This window comes from Pseudothermotoga sp., from assembly GCF_031962025.1.
GTDB lineage: Bacteria > Thermotogota > Thermotogae > Thermotogales > DSM-5069 > Pseudothermotoga_B.
The window spans coordinates 69,393-93,632 of the sequence record NZ_JAVRKW010000003.1 but is presented as its reverse complement, the minus strand read 5'-3'; the positions used below and the strand labels follow the sequence as shown (position 1 = coordinate 93,632).

The window sequence follows — 24,240 nt, the reverse complement described above, 5'->3', positions numbered from 1 at the left end:
ATCTAATTTGTGAGGTGATTTTTTCTGAATATACTCTCAATGAGCTATGACGAATTTCTGACAGCCGTCAAAGATCTTGGGCTTGAAAGATACAGAGCAGATCAGGTGCTCGACTGGATTTACAAAAAACACGTTTTTACATTTGAACAGATGACAAATCTGTCGTTGCAGCACAGAAAGGTTTTTGCCGAAAGATTCTCAATCGACTTACCCGAGATTCTCGACAAGAGAATTTCTTCTTTGGACAAGACAACGAAGTATCTTTACAGACTGCAGGATGGTAATACCGTGGAATCTGTGCTTTTATTTCACGAAGGTTATGCCACATCCTGTATATCTACACAGGTGGGTTGTCCGGTCAAATGCAGTTTCTGCGCAACGGGACAGAGTGGTTTTGTGAGAAATCTGTCAGCCGGCGAGATTGTCTCACAAATTCTTGCGATTGAAAAAGATTCAAATCAGACAATAAGAAATGTAGTTTACATGGGAATGGGAGAACCACTGCTCAATTACGACAACGTCCTGAAAAGTGTGAGGATACTGATACACGAAAAAACAAAAAATGTCGGTGTAAGGCGCATAACCATAAGCACCGTGGGAATACCCGAGAAGATATTGAAGCTTTCTCAAGAGGGACTTGACCTGAACCTGGCGATATCACTGCATGCCGCAAGCAACGAAAAAAGAGACCAGATAATTCCGATGAACAAAAAATACTCCATAGAAGAATTACTCGATGCGGCAAGGACGTATCAGGAAAAATCAGATCGCAGGGTGACGATAGAATACATTCTCATAAGAGAATTCAATGACTTTGATGAAGATGCAAGAAGACTCGCAAAACTGCTTAAAGGAATGAAAGTCTTTGTGAATTTGATTCCCGTAAACCCAGTTGTACCGGGTATGGAAAGACCAAATCAGTGGAAGATCAACAGATTCAAACAGATATTGATTGAATCTGGTATAGAAGCGGAGATAAGATACGAGAAAGGAGCGGACATCGAAGCAGCATGCGGACAGCTAAGGATCAGAAACCTTCAGCGCTGAAAAAAGTCCTTGTGTTTTTGCTGTACATGTTCTTCGGCATGATAGCAGGTGGTGTTATCTTTTTCAGTTATTTTCTGATCCACCCTCAGATAGTCGAGATACCAAATGTCAAAGGTCTTGAAATCGATCAGGCAGTTAAAGAACTCAAAAAAGCAGGATTAAAACCAAGTCAGGTGCTTGGAAGTGGTTTGGTGGACCACACTTATCCGGATGTCGGACAGAAGGTGAGAAAAAATAGACCTGTTACCATCTTTCTGAGAGAACCGCAGCAGATAACAATTCCAGACCTGATTGGTGCTCCAAAAGAAACTGCTGTGAAAATACTATCTCAGATGGGCTTTCAAATAAGAATAATGCATTTTCCTTTCAAAGGTACCGACGGCAGGGTTATGGGAATCTATCCTCCGGTGGGAAGCACTCTGAAGCAGAACAGCGAGGTGACAATTCTGGTTGATTCTGGAGAACCAGGGGAGGGATCGAGTTCTGAGAAATAGAGGAATAGTGGTAAAATTCATGTCAAATGCTCTGATAGTCGAGGATTCAAAAACCAATGAAAGAGTGAGATGTTACCTGAGAGGACGTTTCAAAGTTCAGGGGTTAAAACCCATTGTGGGGGATGTTGTTGAATACACAAAAGTAGGTGATACAGGTGTTGTGGAATCTGTTTTAAAGCGAAAAAATGAACTGCCAAAACCAAGGGTGGCGAATATAGATCAGGTAGTCTGCGTCTATACCATCAAAAAACCACAGGTTCCTCTTCTCATGCTCGATAAGATACTCGTTCTGGTTGAAGAAGCAAAATTGAATGCCCTGCTGGTGCTTAACAAAATAGATCTGCTCGAAGAATCAGATCAGGATAAAAAAAGATCTTTCATTGAAACCTATGGAAAAATATATCCCGTTATCTGTACAAGTGCAAAAACCACTGAAGGCACTGAAGAATTGAAAGAACATCTCAAAGACAGACTTTCTGTTTTTGCAGGACCTTCCGGTGTGGGGAAAAGCAGCCTTTTAAACAGTATTTGTCCTGGAGTAAATCTCAAAACGCAGGAGATCTCTGAAAAAATTGAAAGGGGAAAGCACACAACTACAGCGGCCGAATTGATTCGTCTACCCTTTGGTGGTTTTATAGTGGATACTCCGGGATTTTCACTCATACAAATGGATCACATCAAACCAGAGAACCTAAAGCTGTATTTTCCAGAAATACTCGAAAACGGAAATTGCTTGTTCAAAGACTGCACTCACATCGATGAACCAGGATGTAAAGTCAAAGAATCTGTTCAGAAAGGAGTAATTTCCCCAAGTAGATACGAAAATTATCTTGAAATATACAGGGAAGTGAGCAAAAAATGGCAATGATTTCTGCATCGATACTGGCAAGTGATCTGTCAAAACTTTGCGAGGAAATCAAAAGAGTCGAGCCATATATAGACATGATCCATCTTGACGTCATGGATGGCGTCTTTGTACCAAACATAACCTTTGGAATACCACTGCTTGAAGCGGTGAAAAGATGCACTGATTTACCAGTAGATGCACATTTGATGATCGTCCAACCGGAAAAATACGTTGAAAAATTTGTCGATGCCGGTGCTTCGATAGTCACTGTGCATTATGAAGCATGTTTGCACTTACACAGGACTATTTATCAAATCAAAGACAAAGGTGCACAGGCTTATGTAGCACTCAATCCACATACTCCTGTGGAGATGCTCTCGGACATCCTGAGTGATATCGATGGTGTTCTCATCATGACTGTGAATCCGGGATTTTCCGGTCAAAAGTTCATAAAGACAACTGTCGAAAAGATCAAAAGACTCTCAAAAATAATTCAAAAGAAAAACCTGAATCTGAAAATAATGGTCGATGGTGGAATAAATGAAGAAACAGTAACCGAAGTGGTTTGCAGTGGTGCACAGATACTGGTGATGGGATATGGGATTTTCAAACACGACCCTGCATCTTTCAAAAGAAAACTGGAGGAGATAAAATGCTCTTGATCGCAACAAAGAACAAACACAAACTGGAAGAGATAAAAAGATTCGTACCACAAGAAGTACAGATCCTGTCGCTGAATGACCTGGATGTGAAGATAGAAGCCCCGGAAGACGGGAACAGCTTTGCCGAAAATGCAATTAAAAAAGCCATCTTTTATGGAAATGTCACAAGATGCAGGACCATAGCCGATGATTCCGGACTTGTGATAGATGCACTTGATGGTTTTCCGGGGGTTCACTCTGCACGGTTCATGGAAAACAGTTCATACGAGCAGAAAATGCTCTTCATACTGGAAATGCTCAAAAACAAACAGGAAAAGAGAGCAAGATTTGTCTGCGCAGCCGCTTATTATGATCCTGTGGAGAAAATCGTGCTCTGTTGTGAGAAGGATGTGGAAGGCAGGATCAGTGAAACCATAAGAGGCACAAACGGTTTTGGTTACGATCCGATTTTCATACCAGATGGTTATCAGATGACTTTTGGTGAAATGAAAGAAGAAAAACACAGATTGAGTCATAGATATAAAGCCTTCAGTACTCTTTTTGAAAAACTGAGTGCTATAATCTTTTCCAAGTAGTTGGAGGTGATCGTGTGTCGAAATATGAACCCAAGGAGATAGAACCGAAATGGCAAAAATACTGGGAAGAAAATGGTATGTTCAAGACAGCTCAGCGCTCTGAGCTTCCAAAATATTACATGCTCGTGATGTTTCCATACCCATCCGGTACGCTCCATGTTGGACATGTGAAAAATTACGTGATAGGAGATGCAGTCGCCCGATACAAGAGAATGCGTGGTTATAATGTTTTGCATCCATTTGGTTACGATGCTTTTGGTCTTCCGGCGGAAAATGCTGCAATTGAAAGAAAAATTCATCCACACGACTGGACTATGAAAAACATCAACACAATAAGAGGGCAGATCAAAAAACTGGGTATCAGCTACGACTGGAGCAGAGAGGTCATAACCTGTATTGAGCCGTATTACAAATGGACTGAATGGGTTTTCTTGAAGCTCTACGAGGCTGGACTTGCTTACAAGAAAAAAGCCGCTGTTAACTGGTGCCCGAAGTGTATGACATCGCTTGCGAATGAGCAGGTCAAGGATGGAAAATGCGAAAGATGTGATACGCCTGTCACGATAAAACATTTGGAACAATGGTTTTTCAGAATAACCGACTACGCAGAAAGACTTTTGAAAGATCTGGATAAACTCACGGGCTGGCCCGAACACGTGAAGACCATGCAGAGAAACTGGATAGGTGAGAGCAAAGGGGCAAGGATAAAATTCAAAGTGGATGGTTTAGATACACAGATTGAAGTTTTCACAACAAGACCGGACACACTGTGGGGAGTAACCTTCATGGCACTTGCACCGGAATCACCACTCGTTGAACAGATCGTAACCGCACAACTGCACAAAGATCTGGAAAAATTCCTGGAACGCATTGGTCAGCAGGATAGATTCAGAAGAAGCGCGATCGACGTTGAAAAAGAAGGGTTCTTCACCGGAAGATATGCGATCAACCCTGTAAACGGTGAAAAAGTGCCGATATACGTCGCAAACTATGTCCTGATGGAGTACGGCACAGGAGCAGTGATGGGTGTTCCTGCACACGATCAGCGTGATTTTGAATTTGCGACCAAGTACAATATACCAATAAGACAGGTTATAAAACCGGCGCAGGATGTGCCCATGGACAAGGCATACGACGGACCTGGTGTGATGATCAACAGCGGTCAGCTCAGTGGCACACCGGTTCCAGATGGAATGGAAAAAGTCATATCCTGGCTCGAAGAAAAAGGACTTGGAAAGAGGGCAGTACAGTACAAATTGAGAGACTGGCTGATCTCTCGACAGCGTTACTGGGGTGCACCGATACCGGTAATCTACTGTGATCACTGTGGTATAGTACCGGTACCAGAAAAAGATCTACCTGTGAAACTGCCTTATAACGTAGAATTTCTTCCGACCGGTCAATCACCTTTGATGCTGAGCGATGAATTCAGAAAAACTACCTGTCCAAAGTGTGGTAGACCAGCATTGAGAGAAGCAGATACAATGGACACCTTTGTGGATTCTTCCTGGTATTTTCTCAGATATGTCAATCCAGATCTTGACAGTGCACCATTTGTAAAAGAAGATGTGGATTACTGGCTACCAGTGGATCAATATGTCGGTGGTGTGGAACATGCAATACTGCACTTGCTCTACTCAAGGTTTATAACAAAGGTACTGCACGATTTGGGATATCTGAGTTTCGACGAACCTTTTGAAAATCTCTTCACTCAGGGAATGATTTACAAAGATGGTGCAAAAATGTCAAAAAGCAAGGGCAATGTCGTATCACCGGATGATATGATTGAAAAATACGGTGCAGATACATTGAGAATGTACATTCTCTTCATGGGACCACCTGAAAGAGATGCTGAATGGAATGATTCCGGTATCGAAGGTGTTCACAGGTTCATAAGAAAAGCCTGGACCGTGGTTGATCAAATAATCTCAACAACAGATCACGGTGACTCTCAGTTCACAGAAAAAGAAAAAGAATTGAGAAAAAAGTTGCACTCCAATTTGAAAAAAATCACGCAGGACATGGAAGGTGGTTTTAAATTCAACACCGCAATAAGCGGATTGATGGAACTCATAAACAGCGTCTGGGACTACATGGAAGATGTGCCAAAAGAAAAATGGAACATAAGGATTTTGAGAGAATTTGCCGAAAATTTCCTTTTGATGATTTCTCCTTTTGCACCTCATTTTGCCGAAGAGCTGTGGCACAGGATGGGAAAGACCACTTCGATAATGAAAGAAAAATGGCCCGAATACGATCCACAGGCACTGGTTATTGAAGAAATCGAGATAGCAGTACAGGTAAACGGCAAGGTCAGAGACAGGATCAAAGTTCCCGTTGATGCAGATCAAGATGAGGTATTAAGGCTTGCCCTTTTGAGCGATAGAGTGAAAAAGTTCGTTGAGGGTGAGCCAAAAAAGGTGCTATATGTTCAAAAAAGGCTTCTGAATATAGTTTGCTGATCTATCACTCGTGTGTGAGGGGGTATTGGTGTGAAAGAAAAGTGTTTACTATCAGTTGCAATGATTGTCAAAGATGAAGAACACAACATCAGAAGAGCTCTGGACAGTATAAAAGACGTGGCAGACGAGATCGTGGTGGTAGACACTGGTTCAACTGACAATACCCCCAATATCGTAAGAGAGTACACAGAAAAACTGTACTTTCACCCGTGGAAAAACGATTTCTCCGAGGCAAGAAACAATTCACTGAAATATCCAACCTGTGAATGGGTTTTGATTTTCGATGCCGATGAAGAAGTTTCCCAGGAATTTAGAAGTGGTATAAGAGACTTTCTCAAATCTCTTCCAGAGGATGTCAACACCGTTTATCTTCCTACCCTGAGTTATCTGGATTGGGATTTCAAGCGCACCGAAACGGCTTCAACTCCGCGTATTTTTAGAAATGGAACCGTTCATTACGAGAACATTGTGCATAACCAGGCAATTTACAAACCCAAGGTTGTCAACGCGAATTTTTTGATATATCACTACGGTTATATCTGGACCAGAAAGCTCAGAAAACAGAAGTACGAGCGAACTGCTACATTGATAAGAAAACACCTAGAGCAATGCAAAAATGATCAGGAAAAATTGTATTATCTCATACAGCTTTACAAAACTGAAAAAACCGGCGGTAAACTGCATCAAGCCGCTGAAGTCGGCTGGCAGGCTTTGCAACTGATGAAAAGGTTATCTTCCATACCGGCGATTGGCTTGGAGTTTCTTTATATCTTCTCAATAGATTTAATAAACGCCGGTCTGGACGATCTTGCGATACAGCTTGCCCAAACTGCCATAAACGCAACTCCGGATTATCCAGATCCGTATTTGTCCATGATCAATGTCCATCTCAAAAAACATCAATGGCAAAAACTGGTCGAATATTATGAAAAATTCACCAAAGCCGTCGAAAATGCATCAAAGAACATCGAAAAATTCGGCTGGACGATAATGTCATTCAAAGACATTCCCACAGCAGATCTTGCAGCGATGATCGGCTATACGGCACTCGAAGAGTACGACAAACTCAACGAGCTTGCCAAAGAGAGATTTTCAAAAAACGAAGATCTTTCTAATGGCATGATTCAGCATCTGATCAACAAGATCGCTGAAAAGGATATCGAAGAGTGTCTGCCTGCACTAAAACATCTGACAGATTTTGTGAGAAGAAAGCAGATCAAAGTGAACATGCAGCCTGTATATGAAAAAATTGTCGAAGAAGGTATCAGTGTTCAAATTTCAGATATCGTTGTAAAAGATGTCACTCCGGTCAGTTTTGCACTTCTAAAACGAATTGATACCAAACAGGATCTTTTTCTACAATTTCTCAGTTCAGGAAATCTGTACAGTATCGTCAAGGAAAATGGTGTTGGTGGATTACTTTTAGTTTATTCACTGCTGGACAGTTCCCAGAAAAAATCATTCCTGGAAAATTTCGTCGAAGACGAAGATCCCGTTGTTCGTGGAGTTGCCAGAGCAATCCTGGCTGATCATTTTCTCAAAGAATCAAGGTTCTTGGATGCGATAAGATCCTACAGAGATGCCATACAGCTTGTGCCTGAGTTGTCGCAGTTCATCAAACCGATAGTGGAAGATTTAAAAACCAGGCTGGATCCAACAATAGACGGTGTCTATGAAGAACTGTATAGCTTTTATTCAAAGCAGAAGGAATTTTTGGTGGATTTCAAAAAGTACTTGGGAAACGATGTGAGCAAGCTTTATTTAATTTCAGACAGTGATATCGCATTGTACGTTTCCGCTGTCAATACACAAAACGAAAGTAAAGCGATAGAGCTACTGGAGAAAATAAAAGAGCCGGGCAAATTTCCCATGTACTACTACAGGCTTGCGCAGTTCTATTCAAAAATAGACAAAAAGAAATCGTTATCTTATCATATAAAAGCCGTCGAGGAAAATGAAAAACTCGCCGATATATCTTGCGGCAGGTTTCTTTACACGGGTCTGTACCCGAATATGGTACTGAACTGGTTTGATAACAACGATGAGATCTTATGGGTTGGAAATATATCTGAGAAATTCTGCACCTTTGGGGTTATCCATCCTGTCAGAGCCTGGTTCAAGGCAAAAAACGGTTTGATCTATGCAAAGCCCTATCCGGTTGATGAATCGCTCAAAGCCTACGAGAATTTTGAAAAAGAATTTTACAAACAGCTTCCCATGAGAGTTCAGCCAGTTGAACTTCACAAGGTTCTTTCAAAAGTTGACTGGCAGGATGTGAAGACCGACGAAAAACTGGAAAACTTCAAAGATGTTTTTCTGGATCTTGGTATCAAACTGAGCGAAAAATCTCAGAATATGGTCATATTATCAGGTGTCGAGCAAACTGTGGAAATAAGAAAAATCATCTCTAATGCCAATCAGATCGTTCTATTTCACCACACTCCAAATATTTCAGACGAAAACGACACGGTCTGGTATTATCCTGGTTTTCGCGTTTTGAGAACAACGGCTAAGGTCAAAGAGGAATTACAGTCAGCTGGTTTTAAGATCACAGAGATCGAATTTTTTGAAAACGGTTTGAGAGCTGTCATTGCAAAACGCGAAAAATGATTTCACCAGACTATCTGTGACTTTTGACACAGGCTTTGACAACATGCATTGATTGGTATAAAATATAGTTGAACAGTTGTTCAACTATTGAGGTGATGGTATGAACAAATATCTTTGTTCCATTGATCAGGTTCACGAAAATCGCGTTAAAGCCGTTGTCGATAGACTTGAAAACCAACAGACCATAGACGACATGTCCATTTTGTTTTCGACTTTTTCAGATCCAACGAGGCTGAAGATCCTGCTTGCCCTTGAAAAGATGGAATTGTGTGGCTGTGACCTGTGTGCCATCACAGGTGCCACAAAATCTGCTGTATCACATCAGATGAGAATTTTGAAGATGACAAAACTGGTTCAAAGTAGAAAACAGGGAAAACAGGTTTTCTATTCACTCGCCGATCAGCATGTGGTACAGATCCTGAAAGCTGCCATCGAACACGTAAGGGAGGAACAAAGATGAAAAAACGTTACCAGATAGAGAATTTGCACTGTCCAGATTGTGCAGCAAAGATCGAAAAAACCCTGTCTGAAACAGAGGGAATTAAAAAGGCAAAGCTGAACTTCTCGCTCGGTATATTGGAAGTTGAATCAAATCAACAAATTGACATCGAAAAGATCATCCAATCTGTTGAAAAAGATGTCAAGATTGTTCAAGATGGCGAAAAAAGACCTTCTGAATTCTTTTTTTTGTTGATATCAGTAGCTCTATTCACTGTCTCCTTTGTTTTTCATCTGTGGTATCTGGCTGTTGTGGCATATTTTCTGGCAGGCTATGATATTCTGTTCAGGGCATTGAAAAACTTGAAGAAGGGTTTCGTCCTTGATGAGAATTTTTTGATGAGTATAGCCACAATTGGAGCCATTTTCATAAAACAGTACGAAGAAGCTGTTATGGTGATGATTCTGTACAAAGTCGGCGAGTTTTTGCAGGATTTAGCCATCAACCGTTCACGCAGATCTGTAAGATCACTCGTTGAAGCCATGCCAAAGTACGCCTGGCTTGTACAGGGATCTGAACTTAAACAAGTTGATCCTGTGGAAATTGAACCAGGACAGATATTTTTGGTGAAACCCGGTGAAAAGATACCGGTAGATGGTATCATCACTGAGGGAAGTACCCACCTTGACACTTCACCCTTGACAGGTGAATCTACGCCAAAGTATGTCACCGTCTCAGACAATGTACCTGCAGGGGCAATAGTAAAGGAGTCTGCTGTAAAAATACAGGCGCTCAAAAGGTATGAGGATTCTTCAATTGCCAGCATTCTCAGATTAGTAGAGAATGCTTCGGAAAGAAAAGCCAGATCAGAAAGGTTTATCACCGTTTTTGCCAAGTACTACACACCTGTTGTTGTTCTTCTGGCAGCTTTTGTATCTTTCGTAATACCATTGCTGACATCACAGAATATGAACCAGTGGATCAACCGCGGGTTGATCTTGCTTGTCATCTCATGTCCATGTGCGCTGATGTTGGCAGTACCATTGGCTTATTTTGCGGCAATAGGTCGACTGTCGAAAGAAGGCATTCTGGTCAAGGGTGCGACCTTTATTGATGCTCTTGCATCTGTCAAAAATGTCGTTTTTGACAAAACCGGAACTTTAACGTACGGGGATCTTGAATTATCAAAAATAAACAGCATGAATGGTTTTTCACAGGACGATGTCTTGATTTATTCCGCTCATGCCGAAGCAAACTCGAACCATCCAGTTGCCAGATCCATTATCAAAGCATATCCACAAATCGACCATTCGATCGTCAGAGATTTTCACGAAATAGCAGGACTTGGTGTTAAATGCTCTGTAAATGGAAAAACAATTCACGTTGGAAATGACAGGTTTCTGCATGCTGAACAGATCGAGCATCCGCAGAATGTATGCAACTTGGACAGTGATTCTGCTGTGCACGTTGCCGTGGACAAAAAATACGCAGGTAACATTCAGCTCGTTGAAAGACTCAAAAAGACTTCAGAGCAGGCTGTGAAACTCCTTAAAAAGAAAGGTATAAACGTTCACATACTAACAGGTGACAACCAGCAGAAAGCGGCAAAGATCTCTGAAAGGCTTTCTGAGGTCAGTTACCACGCTCAGTTGCTTGCTCAGGATAAACTCACAGTACTTGAGAACCAGATAATGAAAACCGGAAAGACCGCATTTGTGGGAGATGGAATAAACGACACACCATCGCTTGCAAGAGCAGATGTCGGCGTGGCAATGAATGGATTTGGTAATGATGCCGCTATCGAGGTGGCAGATGTGGTTGTGATGAGTGCAGAACCAATAAAAGTAGTTGAGTCAATAGATGTTGCCAGATTCACAAAGAGAATTGTTCTTGAAAATATCATCTTTGCCATTGCCATGAAGTCTTTCTTCATATTTCTTGCGATAGCTGGAAAGGCAACGATGTGGGAAGGCGTCTTCGCAGATACCGGCATCGCACTTTTGTGTACCATTAACTCAACCAGAATACTGTTTTCAAGAAAAAAATTGGATCAGTGACGTCTTACTAAACAAATTGAGGGGGTCACTGCCCCCTCGCGTTTTTGCATTTTTCTAAATTCTCCATATTTCATAGGGCGATTTCAGATATCCATGAAATTTCTCACAACTGCGATTTTTGATGATTTCTCTAAAGATGAACATCGATGGTCTTGGAATGAATTGTTTTGTCTGATAGTCAGTCTGTGCAAGACCAAAGCGCATGTGATATCCCCTTGCCCACTCATAGTTGTCGACAATCGACCAGTGAAGATAACCGAATACTTTCACACCTTCTTCAATTGCCCTTTCTGTTGCATAAAGATGTCCCACCAAGTAATACGGTCTGAGCCAGTCTCTAAAATCTGCAACTCCGTTTTCACTGACTATGATAGGCAATTTATATCTGTCGTAGGTCTGTTTTAGAAGTTTGAGCAATCCTTCTGGATATGTCTCCCAGCCAAAATCACTGACCGGTCTTGAATCTTTTGACATACCACCGGCAGGACAGTTGTAACCATACCCATCCATTATCATCCATTCGAGTGAAAGAAATCCGAAATTGACCGGTGGTATTCTGTCAATCACCGTCCTTGTGTAGTAGTTCAATCCTATGAAATCAAGTCTGTTTTTCAAATCTGAGCGTTCCTGGAAAAAGACCTTGCCGAAGGTTATCGAGTCCAGGAAAAGGTAGTTCATCAGATAGGTTGCACTCTCTTCAATATCTCTGTCTTTGTTTATGGATTCGTATACAGATGCAGAATAGATTATTCCAACTGGTTTTTTGCTCAGCGATTTGATACAGTCATACGCTCGAGCGTGAGCCTGAGATTGATTTAGAAGGCTTTTCATATACATCTCGGGGCTGAAATAAGAAGGTGGAAAACCAAACCTGCTCATGATATATCCCATCTGACTCACGACATTCGGCTCGTTCATCGTTGAATACATATCCACAAGGTCATCGAATTTCCAGGCGACGTATGCCGCAAATTTTGCAAATTCTACAACAGTCTGATCATTCACCCAACCCGTTTTCTCTGTCTGCTGACCCCTGTGAACAGATACTGGGTCATGAATCCACAGAGGAAGTGTGAAGTGCGATAAATTGAGTATCACCTTCAATCCACGGTCTTTCATGTCCTTGAAAATCTGCCTGTAGTGTTCCACTGCCTTTTGGTTCGCCAGTTTGTCAAGCTTTTCAAGATGTTCACGGTTCACCACTACCTTTGTTACCCCGTCCTGAGATTCAACGATAACCTGGACTTCAAAGGTTGGAGATGGAAAAATTCTTGACCACTCAACATTGGTTCTGAGCACATTCATACCGAAATCCACGGCAAGTTGATGTAAAACCGGGTAGTTGTTCCAGTAACCAACACCATATTCCGGTAAATGCCCGCTCACGGCACCTGTCAGGAGATTTTCAGGTTCTCTAACCCAGACAAACCAGTCGGTATTTGGATCGACATCTTCAGCAGCATAACCCATTTCAACCTGAAAACCAGCCATCGATGCACCAAAAAGGAAATCTTCTGAAAACATGGACTTACCCCCTTTCCTGCCCAAGTGCGATCATTTTCTGTTCGAGTGATTGCACATCTTTGGCAAAATAAAAACTCAGGAGAAACAAAAAGACCGAACAGCCAAACCAAAAATATGCCGATACTTTCATGGCAGCTCCAAGAGAACCAAGCAACACCGAAAATGATCCGCCAATCCATCTGCCCACTCCAGTTCCAAGTGAGTCAGTCAGGTTGAAGATTGAAAAGATCCTTCCTCTATCCTGTGGCTCGTTGACATTCAAAAGCATGAATTTGACATTCGATCCTGTGAGGCTATCCGTCAAAGCCGCGACCAAGCCGAGTATTCCAAGAACAAAAAGCCCTTTTGTTCCCACAGGAGAATAATCTATCGTGAGAACTGTGAGCCAGACACCGAGTGCGGTGGTAATTGCACAGAAGATGGGCACAGACGGTTTAGATATTTTGTAGAGCTTTGAACCAATCCAGCCACCAATGACTGTACCGAGAATATTTCCCAGTCCAAAGATCAGGAAAATGAATGTAGCCGTTTCGATAGACAGATTCCTTTCTCTGCGAAAATATTCAACCAGAAAATACGGTATCGCACCCCATGGAACTGTACCGAGTATACCCTGAAAGAAAAGAAAAAGGTTGGTTTTCACCGTTATCAGCTTGGCGTAATCCTGCATCTTGGGTAATTTTGGATACGCATATCCAGCCTGTACCAGTTCGCCAATGCCTTTTTCAAAAGCACCGCGTTTTGGTTCTTTGAGCACGAATAATGCGATCAGTGCAAGTACAACATTGGGAAGAGAGACCAGTATAAATGGAATCCTCCAGCCGAATGCTGGACCGACAAATCCACCAACGATCATACCAAGGATTGAGCCTATGGACATTGCAGATGCCAGAATGGCAACGACTTTTCCTCTATTCACTTCATCGAACATATCTCCAACGAGTGAATAAACTATCGGAAAGCTCGCACCCACACCGATCCCGGTCAGTACGCGCCAGAAAAAAAGCTGATTGAAAGATGTAGAAAAAGCCGTCATAAAACATGGAATTTCTCCGACGAGTATGGAATAGATCAGCAAATTTTTTCGGTTGTATTTATCCGATAAATAACCCCACACAAGGCTTATCAATGCACCCACCACTGTAAAAACAGCACCGACAAAACCTATGTGTGCGTCAGTTACGTGAAACTCTTCTTCTATCATTCCTATGGTTGGTGACATCACCATCTGGTCGGCGTTCAAAAGAACCATCAGAACCACCAGAAAAAATACAGACAAAGCCGTCTTCACCATACCACCTCCATCATCTCAACAGTAGTGCGAGTACAATTATACCAGTACCGAGTATTTTGAATAAACCCACTGGTTCTGAAAGAAGCCAGAAAGCTAAAAAACTAGCCACGGCTGGCTTGAGGTAAAAAACTAAGCTTGTTCGAGATGGTCCAAGTTTTTCCATGGCTTTGAAATAAGTGACGTATGCAAGACCAGTTACAAAGACGCCGACATATATCAGAATCATCCACTGATAAAGACTGATTTCTGGTATCCTGAACTTACCAGCCAGAGTCAGCAAGATAGCGTATATAAGCCCCGATGAGAGAGTCGAAACAGCCGTGGCATTCAAAGAACCGTACTTGAGTGTGAAGTCCCTCATGAGTACTGCATAAAGTGCAAAAGTCACCGCAGCGCCTATCCCGCACAGTAAACCAGATATGCTGTCACCTTCAATTTTCCCATAGGAAAGAACCAGTATTCCAATCAATCCCACACCAACGCTCAAAAACCTTTTGAAGTTGAATTTTTCCTTACCAAGTAAGAACGAAAACACCGTTACAAACAATGGATTTGTGGCTACAAGCGTTGCCGCAGTTGATGCGTTTGATAGTTTAACAGCCAGCTGTAAAAGAGACATTGACAGCACACCGTTGATCGAACCAACTGCAGCAAGTAAAATTACATCTTTGAAAGGTATTTTTCTTCGTACGAAAATCAAAAGAAAAAGACCACCGACGAGAAATCTGAAAAAGGTGAGAAAAAAAGGATCCACCTGGTTCATCAACGGTTTGGTGAAAACTTCCATGGAAGACCAGAACAAAAGTGTGGCTATCAGATAAAGATAGATCAAACCAGATCACTCCTCGTGCGATTCTTTCAACAACTCGATGAATATTTTCACAACCAATGGATCAAACTGACTGCCGGCGTTTTTTTCCAGCTCTTCAACTGCTTTTTCACCTGAAAGTGCTTTTCTGTACGGTCTGTCACTGGTCATCGCATCGTATGCGTCTACAACGGATATTATTCTGGACTCGATCGGTATTTGCTCTGCTCTCAAACCATCGGGATAGCCTGTTCCATCGTATCTCTCATGATGATGCCTTACTATTTTTGCTATATCGTTTAATCCGGCTTTTTCAAGTAAATCGGCAGCCACAACTGGATGAATCTTGACTGCTTCGAATTCCTCCGGCGATAATTTCGAGCTTTTGCACAAAATCTCCCTTGGTACTGCAATCTTTCCAATGTCATGGATCAAAGTTGCCCAGTAAACCCTGCTGATACTCTCATCATCTAAAAACATGCGCTGAGCAACCTTCACGGCATAATCACTTGATCTGGTCGAATGGACAAATGTATATGATTCGTGATAATTCAAAATCGTGAGCAGAACTTCATTAATCCTTTTGACAAAATCTCTTTCTTTTGTCTGATAAGCTCTTATTCTGAGAAAGACCTTTGCTATGTTGAAAAGGCTTTTCACCAGCTTGACGACTTTATCCTCGAGTTTGTGTTCTGAGTGATTGAAGATGACCAGGTACTCTTTGTCTGATCCAATATTCAATGTCTCATGGACTTTTTCGTCAAAGTCGTAGATCTGAAAACTTTCATTTACCGATCTTTCTGTTAAAACAACGTTGATACCTTTTTTTGTTTGAAGATAACACATATTCATGTATGAAAAAGCCACCGAGCAATCTGGAACGATAGTTCTCACAACTGTCAGAAAATTCCAGCAGAATTCTTCATCTTTTTCAAAAACCGCAAGCTGTTCAATGAGATTCATAGATTCGTTGAATCTTTCAATTGCCGTCTCAAGGTCTTTGATGGTTTTTTCAAGTTCCTCGTTCATGGTCTGCAATTCTTCGTTCTGTGCTCTGATTTCCTGATCTGCTGCGATTATCTCTTCATTTTTGATGGAAAGTTCCCTTAGGGCTTTATTGAGTTGATCTGTACGCATTGCCACAATCTTTCTCAAAGAAACTGTCCAAAGAATGAACAATCCAGTTACAACAACTACTGAGATCAGGACTGTTTTAAGCCAGCCTGGAATCACATTTTTTTCCACGTACTGACCAAGATAACGTGCGAGCAGTTGATTGTAACCCTGCTGATCAGACTTGATTTTATACAGATAATCGTCTATCGCCTGAATAATCATCTGATTTTTATCTGCATTTTTGGCTAACGCAAATCTCAGTTCTACAGGTGAAAAAACTATTCCACTTATCTGAAGCATGTACCGTGGGGCATTATTCTGTGCAAAGATTCGGCTCACGACACAGGCATCTGCTAAACCATTCTGAACAGCTTCAAGGGCTTTCTCATAATCACTGACATAAAAATACCTGACGTTCATCTTAAAATCTTCAAGTTGTTTTCTCAGATACTGTGCATAAACGTCGCTCTCAACCACGGCTATGATTTTGTCTTGCAGATCGAGTAAGCCTTTGAGTGTGCCTTTTACGCAGATGACACCCCAGTTGAGTATAACTGCCTGGCTGTTGAAATCAAACAGCTCTGCGCGACTTTGCGTGTAAGCAACTGCTACCACAAGGTCAAGCTGTTTGTCTTTCAGCTTTTCCAGTAGTGTGGCAAATTCACCAAAAACGTACTCAATATCCCAGTTGTTTTGTGATGATATCTTTTGGAGTATTTCGGCGTACAAACCGGACGCTTTGTTTTCTGAAAAATCGATCAAAGGAGGATTGTGATAAACCCCCACTTTTAATGTTACTGAGAAATAAAAACAGGTAACTGTCATACACAAAATGACAAGCCATTTCATGATTTTTCACCTGCATAAGTGTTTGTAAAATTATAACACAATTCAGCCATCAAAATCGCATCTACTGCTGTGCTGCATTATAATAAAAAATGGAGGGTGTGGCTTTGAGAATAGACAAGTATCTAAAATCAACCGGGTTGATAAAAAGAAGAACAGTTGCTCAGCAAATGCTTTTGCACGGAAAAGTTCTGGTGAACAACAGAGTGGTTAAACCTTCGTATGAAGTTAAACCCCAGGATATTCTTAAAATCGTACATCCGTTCAAAGAAATAGTTGTTCGCGTGGTTTCAGAAACAGAATATGAAATATTGAGCCAGTCAAGGCTCGAGAACTTCTAAGGAACTCACCTGAATTTGCTGGTCATCCACCATCAAAAGCATTTTTTCATCTTCTATTTTGAGGATCTTTCCAGTTTTAAGCGTTTCGTTCAATTTGAAAGTTATTTTCTGCCCTTCTTTTTGAATCAACAAACCCTTCCAGACCCTTGTCAGGGCTTCTGGTTTATTCAAATAACGCTTCAACAACTGGTTGATGTGTTTGAGGATAATTTTGAGGACGGCTTTCAAATCATAATCTCTGCCAGAAATTTCACGAAGGCTTGTGGCTTTATCTTTTATCTCATCTGGAATTTCGTTGTTGACATTCAAGCCAATACCCACGACAACTGTTCTGAGTGTGTTTTCTTCAAAGACAGATTCGCTCAAAATACCTGCTAATTTCTTGCCATTATGATAGATATCGTTGGGCCATTTGATCTGTGCATCTATTCCAAAAAAAGAGAGAGCCCTTGCGACCGCAACACAGCTGACTTTTGTGAAAAAAGTCGGTTTGATCTGCTTCCTTGGTTTGAAAAGAATTGAAAACCACAAACCACCCTGTGGTGAATGCCAGTATCTTTTATATCTACCCCTGCCTGCCGTCTGGTACTCTGCGACCACAACTGTACCGTGCGGCAACCTGTGCCAGTTTTCTTTGAGAAAATCGTTTGTAGATGGCAAAGCCGCAACCCAGATGATCTTCTCACCTATCATCAATAGATAATCCACTTCCACAGAAGGCTCAGAACAATCCCGCTTGCAGGACTGATCCACCAGGTGTGATTCACTTTTTTCACAAATATGAGTTTGTAAAGCAGTCCGATCGCAATGCTTGCAACGACAAGCAGTGGTTTTGAAGCAAGCACAAAAACAAAGATAGCCAGTCTCTCAGATATGCCGTCCACATCCGGTAAAAACTCTTCTGCCGGATAATAGTTACGAAAAATATAGGTGATTCCAACAGAAACAACGCTCATTCCCATAAGATACATTATGAACTCCGGTGAAAGATAGGAGTTTTGAAGCAGGCGAACGGAAAATAAATTGACCACAAGTGCCACAGCAATGCCTGTCAATTCAATCAGATCTACGATTCTTTTATTTTTTCGGTACCATTTCACCCGCAAAAAATCAAGAACTGCATGGACAAAAGAAAAACCCACAAGTATTGCAATCCCTGTGAAAGATTTCAAAAGCGTATCGAAGGTAAAAGCTAAAATCGCCAGTACCGACCAAGCTATGTGACCAGCCAGTTTTCCGCCTGAATAAGTTCTGATCTTTGCATTGTTGGTAAAAGCGTGGTCAGCCACGACGTGACCGAGCAAGATATTTAACGCTAGCACGTTTCACACCTCCACTGTTTATGGTTTCAAAGATTTTTGCAGAGATATTCTTCATCTTTTCCAGCATGATTTCAATCCAGACATTATCGCGAAAATCACACTGAGATGGTCCTTCTTCTATGGCTTTTCTGTATGAATCTTCCAGTAAAAGTGCTTTTGCATCTATGGACCAGTTCTTCACAATATATTCTTTGCCTGCTTTTCTCATCTGTTCATAGAGATCTTTATCAGAAAGCAACTGCTCGACTTTTTCAACAAACTCAGAGAGAACTGGTTCTTCAATCAAAAGCGCACCCTGACCATTTACCAAGACATCGGCTATACCCATTTTCGCCACCGCTACAACAGGTGTGCCTGCCGCAAGTGACTCAAGCACCACCAGACCCTGAGTTTCACTTTCAGATGCAAACACAAATAAATCTGACTGTCTGTAGTAATTGGCGAGTTTCTTTCTTGGCATGTAACCGGTGAATGTCACACGAGACTGTAAATCAAGTTCTCTAACCAGTTTTTCCAAGGAGTCTCTTTCAGGACCATCACCGATGATTATCAGATGAACATCGTAGTTTTTATGGAGCAGCATTTTCAAAACCCGGATCACAAAAACAACGTTTTTCTCTTTCGCAAGTCTTCCAACAAAAAGAAGAATTCTGGACCTATCGTCGATTTCATGGTGTTTTCTTATGTTAAATTCATTTGCACCTTCAAAGAGTTCCACGTCGATTCCCGTCGGAATAACATCCACGGGCTTGGTCACACCGTACCTGAGTAATTCATCTTTTATTTTTTCAGTAGGTGCAATCACCCTATTGACCATGTTGCAGAACCACGCAGAAAATTCTTCTACGCTCCTTGATGAAGGAGTAAGCGGCTTTGGAATATAATGTCTGTACTCCACCAGTAAGGTGTGGTAAGTATGAACATGCGGGATCTGCAATCGTCTCTGAACTGTCAAAGCCCTGAAGCCAAGTGCAAAAGGAGCGTGGCTGTGAATCACCTCGATCTTCTTTTGTTTTGTGAAATTAAGCAGTGGCAGCAACCTTCCACTGCTGGGTATCACATGGTTTTTCTCCCACTTGAACTGAATCCCGCCTATTGTAAAAACAGTATCTTCTTCAGGTCCTATTGGGGCTATTATATAAACCTCGTGCCCGAGTTTCTCAAGGGCTTTTTTATAGAGACTGACCGATGTCGCAACCCCGTTGACCTGCGGTATATAAGTATCAGTGAACATCGCGATTCTCAACACCATCACCGCCTTCAAGGAAATACTCTGAGATGAAAATCGTCACCAGCCAGGTTACCAAAAGTCCTACTCCCATCAAAATGCCGAATTCTTTGAGGAGTTTTCCCTGAGATAGTGAAAAACTTCCAAAAGCAACGACAGTCGTGAATGTACAGAAAGTAACCGATTTTAAAGTCCTTGAAAGTCCATTTGCCTCTTTAATCTTTGAAACATGCTGCATGTGAATTAAGCCGTCCACACCCGTTCCTACCAGTATAGGTATCAAAAGCAAGGTCATGAAAGTGGTGTGAACTCCCATCAAAAATCCAATGCCAAAGGCAACCACAATCGAGACTATCACCGAACCGAGTATCAATAAACTCATCTTCAACGATCTTGTGTCTATCATCAGCATGATAAAAACTCCCAGAGAAACAAACATAGAAAGCCAGTAAACCGTTGCTCTCATGTCGTTCATCACATTGTAAAGTATCGCTGGATAACCATAGGATTTGACATTGTTTTTCTGGAAAAAGTTGTAGACTTGCTTTATCCTGTTTTGTTTATAAAGATCCTGGGCTGTATCTGTATACAGCACGAACTTTGTTTTGCCGTCTTTTTCATAAAAAAACATCGGGACATCTTTTTTCAACTCATTCAATATGTCCTGCATATTTTTCGAATTCCGTACCATCGAAAGCATTTCAAGAATTTGACCGTACATACCAACTCTTTTGAAAACAGCAACCAGTACAGGGTTATTCACAATTTCAAAAAGGCTGGAATACATGCTTGGTAATGCCTTCACAACGTCATCAGAAGCATATTCCAGGATGTTCAAAACAGAAAGCGGAGGTATTAAAAAGCCAGAGTTTCTTATTATGGAATCTATTCTCTTGAGATCCTCAAGATCATCCGCCAAGACACAGATTTCTCCAAAACCAACCTTCTGAAAACTTCTTTTCACCTCTTCAAAAGCTATTGAAGATTCTGCTTTTTCTGAAACCAGCCCCGATGGGGTATACCAGTAATTTTTGAGATTGATTATCCCCAGGGGTATAAAAACGAGAGTCATTGCTATGACGATAATTCTGATCGATTTTCTCACCTTACCCCTCATGAAAAATGAAAAATCCATCCTTCTTCTGTTTTCTTTGATCTTCGGTTTGAATATCATCAAAAGAGACGGAAGGAACAAAAGCATCGTGACAAAAAACACAGCCACACCGATGATGGCAAACAATCCCATCTGTACAAAAGGCTTGGACAGTCCAAAAAACATCGAAGAAAAGGCACCTGCTGTTGTCAAAAGAGCAGCAAGGGCTGGACGCACAAATTCTGAAATCGCAACCAGCATGGCGTCAGAATCAACTGTTCCTTCCTTGGCATGGGAGGTTACCTTTGTGATCATGTGAATTCCATAATCGATGCCCAGACCAAGAACCATCGCGTTGACAAAAGAAGTCACTATGTTTATCTCACCTAAGAGGAACTTTGTGATACCAAGGGTAATACACATGGCAACAGCCATCGATACCAGTAAGATCGCCAGTATCGAAAGGCTTCCATACCCCAGATAAATCACAAGACATATACCTGTGAAAGATATGACGGTTGTCAAAAGAAAGTCTTTTCTTACCTGCTCATTGGATTCAAAAACACCAACCGCAGTTCCTGTGAAAAGAAATCTCACGTTCGTTTCCTTCGTAACTTGCTGGGCTATCTTTTTCAGATCCATTATAGCCCTGCTCACTCGATCAACATCTATGATGTTATCCTTCAAAACGAAATTGATTATGATAACACGTTCATCGGGAGAAACCATGGTAAATTGTTCTATACCTTTTTGCTTTTCGTATTCTTCTAAAAGCTGTTCAACGGTCAAGAACGATTGTGCGATTTTTCTGTATTCTGAAAAGTCCAGAAAGTTGCTGACATTGAAGTTAAAAGAATCATTTACACCTTTGAGGCTGTTCGAATCCATGGCAAGAAATCCATATTTGACAAAGACCTCAGGGTTATCGAGTTTCATCGTTTCAACAATGTAATCGGTCTTCTCAAATCTGTCTTTCAGTTTTTCCAGTGCCACCTTGGTTCTTTTCACATCCCCATCTGTATAAGCAATCACAGTAAGGGTATTAGAAGACAGTTTTTCAACCAGAAAATCGATCTGTTGGGCATAGAAATCCGCACCTTTTGGAGCAAGGCTTGCCAGATCTGAATTAACAGTGAGATTTGCAATTCCATAATAACCAAGTACCAGTGAAAGAATCACAAAAACTGCGAATATATAAAATCGATTCTTTACCACAAAGTCACCGAAAGCCAACGTCTCACCACCAGCATGATCAGTATGCAGACTACCGTTCGAATTATGTGAATTGATAACCTGTAGTAATTAAAAGAAATCAGCAGTGAGTGAACAAAGCCAAAAGAAATAGAAACCATCAAAGGCAGATTGAAAAATTCAAAAATTCGAATATACAGAGGCAAAAACATATATGGAATGAAAAACAGTGGCATTGAGAAAATCTTTTTGAAATCTCTCTCGATCAGGGCAACCATTCCACAAAGGATAATGACATAGACAAAGACAGCCAGATTGAGCTTCACGTAATTGACAAAATAATTTGTGTTCAAAAACACATAGCGCACTCTATCCAGCAGCGAAAACCACAGTGTATTGACAAGAATGAAAGGCACAATCAAAGTCCAGTAATCAGCAACCTTAGCGATTTTCTTTGATGAGTACAGAAGCCCAAAATAGCTCATCTGGTTTTTATCACCTCTATACCATACCTTTGAGAGATCAATAAAAGAGAACTGAGTAATTGCTCCTGAATCTGAGAGTTGATATCCGGTCCTTCACCGTTTAAAGCCATCAAAATCACTTTCGCTACATCGGTGTGATCACGTAAAACATATCCATCATCTGTCAGGGTTATTCTTGGTTTGTACACAAACAAAACATCTTTGAAAGTAAACGATGAATATATCAGATATTCGTAACCTTCCATCTTCAGAATGATTTTCTTCTCTGCCGGTCTGGTACCGATCTTTTTTTCGATATCGCCAATCATTTCTTCATAAGCAGAGAACGACTTTGCTCGAACAACCGAATTTCGTAGTGACAAATTCAAAGTCACTTTCTGACCCATTGAAATGGCTTTTTTGTAGAAAAGGACCTGCTCTGAAAGTGCTTTCAGTTTAGCGATTATTCCCGTGAAGGGTGAAGATACTGAAACGCGCGGGAATGGGTTTATGGTAAAGGATTCAACCCGTTTGTTCACTGGATAATAGACGAAAATGAAAACAGTGAAACAAACCAGGAAGATCAACACAGCCATTCCCGCAGATGTCATTTGACCATCTCCAGAAGAACCTCCAATCCTCTGATTATATAAGGATCATTCATATCAATCTCTATAACTTTTTTGGTGTAATCCACAGCAGCCGACTGACGCGTGGTGGTTGTGGCTTCCTCAACAAAAACATCTGGATCGATTCCTATTTTGTGAATATCCTTTCCAGATGGTGTCATGTAATGCGCCGTAGTCAAATAGAGCGTGCCACCGTTGCTCAACGGGAAGCCGGTTTGAACCGATCCCTTTCCGAAGGTCTTCTGTCCAACGATCTTTGCAATTTGATAATCCTTCAAAGCTCCAGTCAATATTTCAGACGCCGAAGCTGAACCTCTGTTTACCAATACAACGATCGGTACATTCGGATAGTTGTTGCCTTTTGATTCGTATACCTCTTCCACTCCGTAAGCGTTCTTTGTCTTAACGACAACACCCTTGTCTATAAAGTAGCTGGCGACTTCTATGGCGCTGTTCAGATATCCACCTGGATTGTCTCTCAAATCCACAATCAGACCCTTAACCCCTTTTTGAAAGATTTCATCCAGTGCTTCTTTCATCTCATCGGATGTCTTTGCACCGAACCTGGTTATCAGTGTATAACCAACGCGACCCTTTGTCGTTTCGATAAACGCATGCTTCACAGGAATTATCTGAATCTTTTCCCTCACAAGTTCAAAGGTTAACAGTGAATCAACGCCTTCTCTGAGAATCTTTATTCTGACTGTAGATCCGGGCTGACCTCTCAGTTTTCTCACGGCTTCCATGTATTCCATTTCACTGACAGGCTGATCGTCTATGGTGACTATTCTGTCACCGGCTTTCAAGCCAGCTCTCCACGCTGGTGTACCGTACATCGGCGAGACAACTTTTACCGCTTTGTACTCGCTGTCGTATGTAACCTCTATTCCAAGACCTCCATACTCTCCTTCCATTTCTATCTGTCTTTCTTCCATTTCCCGCGGATTTTCGTAGTAAGAGAAGTCATCACCCAATCCCTTGACCAGCCCATCTATCGCCGAGTCCATCAATTTATTCAGGTCGATCTGATCTTTCTGATAGTACGTGTTTAGAATGTACGACAGGGTCTGGTAGAATGGGTCAAGTGCTTTGTTCACATCTTTTGGCGTAACAGCCGCCGAAAGAATCCAGCTTGCCAAAACTACAGAAACTGAAAGAACGATAACGAAAAACAGAGAATTTTTTCTCATT

Annotated in this window: 21 protein-coding genes; 10 read left to right on the top strand and 11 right to left on the bottom strand. The window is 41.5% G+C overall.

The features are described from left to right. Positions 1–39: 39 nt before the first annotated feature. The 9 genes from rlmN (at position 40) to AC4E92_RS03810 (ending at position 11,193) form a co-directional block, all read left to right on the top strand. The gene (rlmN, locus tag AC4E92_RS03850; protein ID WP_490239275.1) at positions 40–1,047 is read left to right on the top strand and encodes a dual-specificity RNA methyltransferase RlmN; all 1,008 of its coding nucleotides are present in this window, start codon (positions 40–42) and stop codon (positions 1,045–1,047) included. Next, positions 1,011–1,541: a PASTA domain-containing protein gene (locus AC4E92_RS03845; protein ID WP_490239274.1), complete on the top strand. Its 531-nt coding sequence runs from the start codon at positions 1,011–1,013 to the stop codon at positions 1,539–1,541. The genes rlmN and AC4E92_RS03845 overlap by 37 nt, the downstream gene beginning before the upstream one ends. Beyond that, complete coding sequence (gene rsgA / locus AC4E92_RS03840; RefSeq protein WP_490239363.1) at positions 1,531–2,409, top strand: ribosome small subunit-dependent GTPase A; 879 nt, start codon at positions 1,531–1,533, stop codon at positions 2,407–2,409. Before AC4E92_RS03845 ends, rsgA begins: the two co-directional genes overlap by 11 nt. Continuing rightward, on the top strand, positions 2,400–3,050 hold the full coding sequence (gene rpe, locus AC4E92_RS03835) for a ribulose-phosphate 3-epimerase (protein ID WP_490239273.1): 651 nt from the start codon (positions 2,400–2,402) through the stop codon (positions 3,048–3,050). The genes rsgA and rpe overlap by 10 nt, the downstream gene beginning before the upstream one ends. After that, positions 3,041–3,625: an RdgB/HAM1 family non-canonical purine NTP pyrophosphatase gene (gene rdgB, locus AC4E92_RS03830; protein ID WP_490239272.1), complete on the top strand. Its 585-nt coding sequence runs from the start codon at positions 3,041–3,043 to the stop codon at positions 3,623–3,625. The genes rpe and rdgB overlap by 10 nt, the downstream gene beginning before the upstream one ends. 14 nt (positions 3,626–3,639) lie before the next feature. Next, a complete protein-coding gene (gene leuS, locus AC4E92_RS03825; RefSeq protein ID WP_490239271.1) occupies positions 3,640–6,087 on the top strand; it encodes a leucine--tRNA ligase in 2,448 nt (815 codons plus the stop codon). Positions 6,088–6,117: 30 nt separating this feature from the next. After that, the gene (locus AC4E92_RS03820) at positions 6,118–8,697 is read left to right on the top strand and encodes a tetratricopeptide repeat-containing glycosyltransferase family 2 protein (protein WP_490239270.1); all 2,580 of its coding nucleotides are present in this window, start codon (positions 6,118–6,120) and stop codon (positions 8,695–8,697) included. Between the two features lie 100 nt (positions 8,698–8,797). Further along, the gene (locus AC4E92_RS03815) at positions 8,798–9,157 is read left to right on the top strand and encodes an ArsR/SmtB family transcription factor (RefSeq protein ID WP_490239269.1); all 360 of its coding nucleotides are present in this window, start codon (positions 8,798–8,800) and stop codon (positions 9,155–9,157) included. Further along, positions 9,154–11,193 (top strand): heavy metal translocating P-type ATPase, encoded by a 2,040-nt coding sequence (locus AC4E92_RS03810; RefSeq protein WP_490239268.1) that lies wholly within the window; start codon positions 9,154–9,156, stop codon positions 11,191–11,193. Before AC4E92_RS03815 ends, AC4E92_RS03810 begins: the two co-directional genes overlap by 4 nt. A 54-nt stretch (positions 11,194–11,247) precedes the next feature. Here the strand turns inward: AC4E92_RS03810 and bgaS are convergent, their stop codons facing one another. The 4 genes from bgaS to AC4E92_RS03790 are packed head-to-tail and all read right to left on the bottom strand — an operon-like array spanning position 11,248 to position 16,784. After that, on the bottom strand, positions 11,248–12,717 hold the full coding sequence (gene bgaS, locus AC4E92_RS03805) for a beta-galactosidase BgaS (protein WP_490239267.1): 1,470 nt from the start codon (positions 12,715–12,717) through the stop codon (positions 11,248–11,250). Positions 12,718–12,721: 4 nt separating this feature from the next. Continuing rightward, a complete protein-coding gene (locus AC4E92_RS03800) occupies positions 12,722–14,011 on the bottom strand; it encodes an MFS transporter (protein ID WP_490239266.1) in 1,290 nt (429 codons plus the stop codon). Positions 14,012–14,021: 10 nt separating this feature from the next. Further along, the gene (locus AC4E92_RS03795; RefSeq protein WP_490239265.1) at positions 14,022–14,843 is read right to left on the bottom strand and encodes a DMT family transporter; all 822 of its coding nucleotides are present in this window, start codon (positions 14,841–14,843) and stop codon (positions 14,022–14,024) included. 6 nt (positions 14,844–14,849) lie between these two features. After that, positions 14,850–16,784, bottom strand: coding sequence for an HD domain-containing phosphohydrolase (locus AC4E92_RS03790; RefSeq protein WP_490239264.1), 1,935 nt, complete (start codon positions 16,782–16,784; stop codon positions 14,850–14,852). 104 nt (positions 16,785–16,888) lie between these two features. Here AC4E92_RS03790 and AC4E92_RS03785 point away from each other — a divergent pair, with 104 nt between their 5' ends. After that, positions 16,889–17,122: a S4 domain-containing protein gene (locus AC4E92_RS03785; RefSeq protein ID WP_490239263.1), complete on the top strand. Its 234-nt coding sequence runs from the start codon at positions 16,889–16,891 to the stop codon at positions 17,120–17,122. Here the strand turns inward: AC4E92_RS03785 and AC4E92_RS03780 are convergent. From AC4E92_RS03780 to AC4E92_RS03750, 7 genes are read right to left on the bottom strand one after another with little or no spacing between them, the layout of a single operon-like run. Further along, entirely contained in the window at positions 17,102–17,815 is a 714-nt protein-coding gene (locus tag AC4E92_RS03780; RefSeq protein ID WP_490239262.1) for a biotin--[acetyl-CoA-carboxylase] ligase, read from the bottom strand. The two genes, AC4E92_RS03785 and AC4E92_RS03780, sit on opposite strands and share 21 nt — an antisense overlap. Further along, positions 17,815–18,444 (bottom strand): hypothetical protein, encoded by a 630-nt coding sequence (locus AC4E92_RS03775; protein WP_490239261.1) that lies wholly within the window; start codon positions 18,442–18,444, stop codon positions 17,815–17,817. Before AC4E92_RS03775 ends, AC4E92_RS03780 begins: the two co-directional genes overlap by 1 nt. Beyond that, on the bottom strand, positions 18,404–19,690 hold the full coding sequence (locus AC4E92_RS03770; protein ID WP_490239260.1) for a glycosyltransferase family 4 protein: 1,287 nt from the start codon (positions 19,688–19,690) through the stop codon (positions 18,404–18,406). The genes AC4E92_RS03775 and AC4E92_RS03770 overlap by 41 nt, the downstream gene beginning before the upstream one ends. Continuing rightward, positions 19,668–21,998, bottom strand: coding sequence for an efflux RND transporter permease subunit (locus AC4E92_RS03765; protein ID WP_490239259.1), 2,331 nt, complete (start codon positions 21,996–21,998; stop codon positions 19,668–19,670). The genes AC4E92_RS03770 and AC4E92_RS03765 overlap by 23 nt, the downstream gene beginning before the upstream one ends. Continuing rightward, complete coding sequence (locus AC4E92_RS03760) at positions 21,974–22,441, bottom strand: hypothetical protein (protein ID WP_490239258.1); 468 nt, start codon at positions 22,439–22,441, stop codon at positions 21,974–21,976. The genes AC4E92_RS03765 and AC4E92_RS03760 overlap by 25 nt, the downstream gene beginning before the upstream one ends. Then, on the bottom strand, positions 22,438–23,031 hold the full coding sequence (locus AC4E92_RS03755; RefSeq protein WP_490239257.1) for a hypothetical protein: 594 nt from the start codon (positions 23,029–23,031) through the stop codon (positions 22,438–22,440). The genes AC4E92_RS03760 and AC4E92_RS03755 overlap by 4 nt, the downstream gene beginning before the upstream one ends. Then, positions 23,028–24,239 carry a S41 family peptidase gene (locus AC4E92_RS03750; protein WP_490239256.1) on the bottom strand — a complete coding sequence of 404 codons (1,212 nt, stop codon included), beginning with the start codon at positions 24,237–24,239 and terminating at the stop codon, positions 23,028–23,030. The genes AC4E92_RS03755 and AC4E92_RS03750 overlap by 4 nt, the downstream gene beginning before the upstream one ends. Position 24,240: the final 1 nt, after the last annotated feature.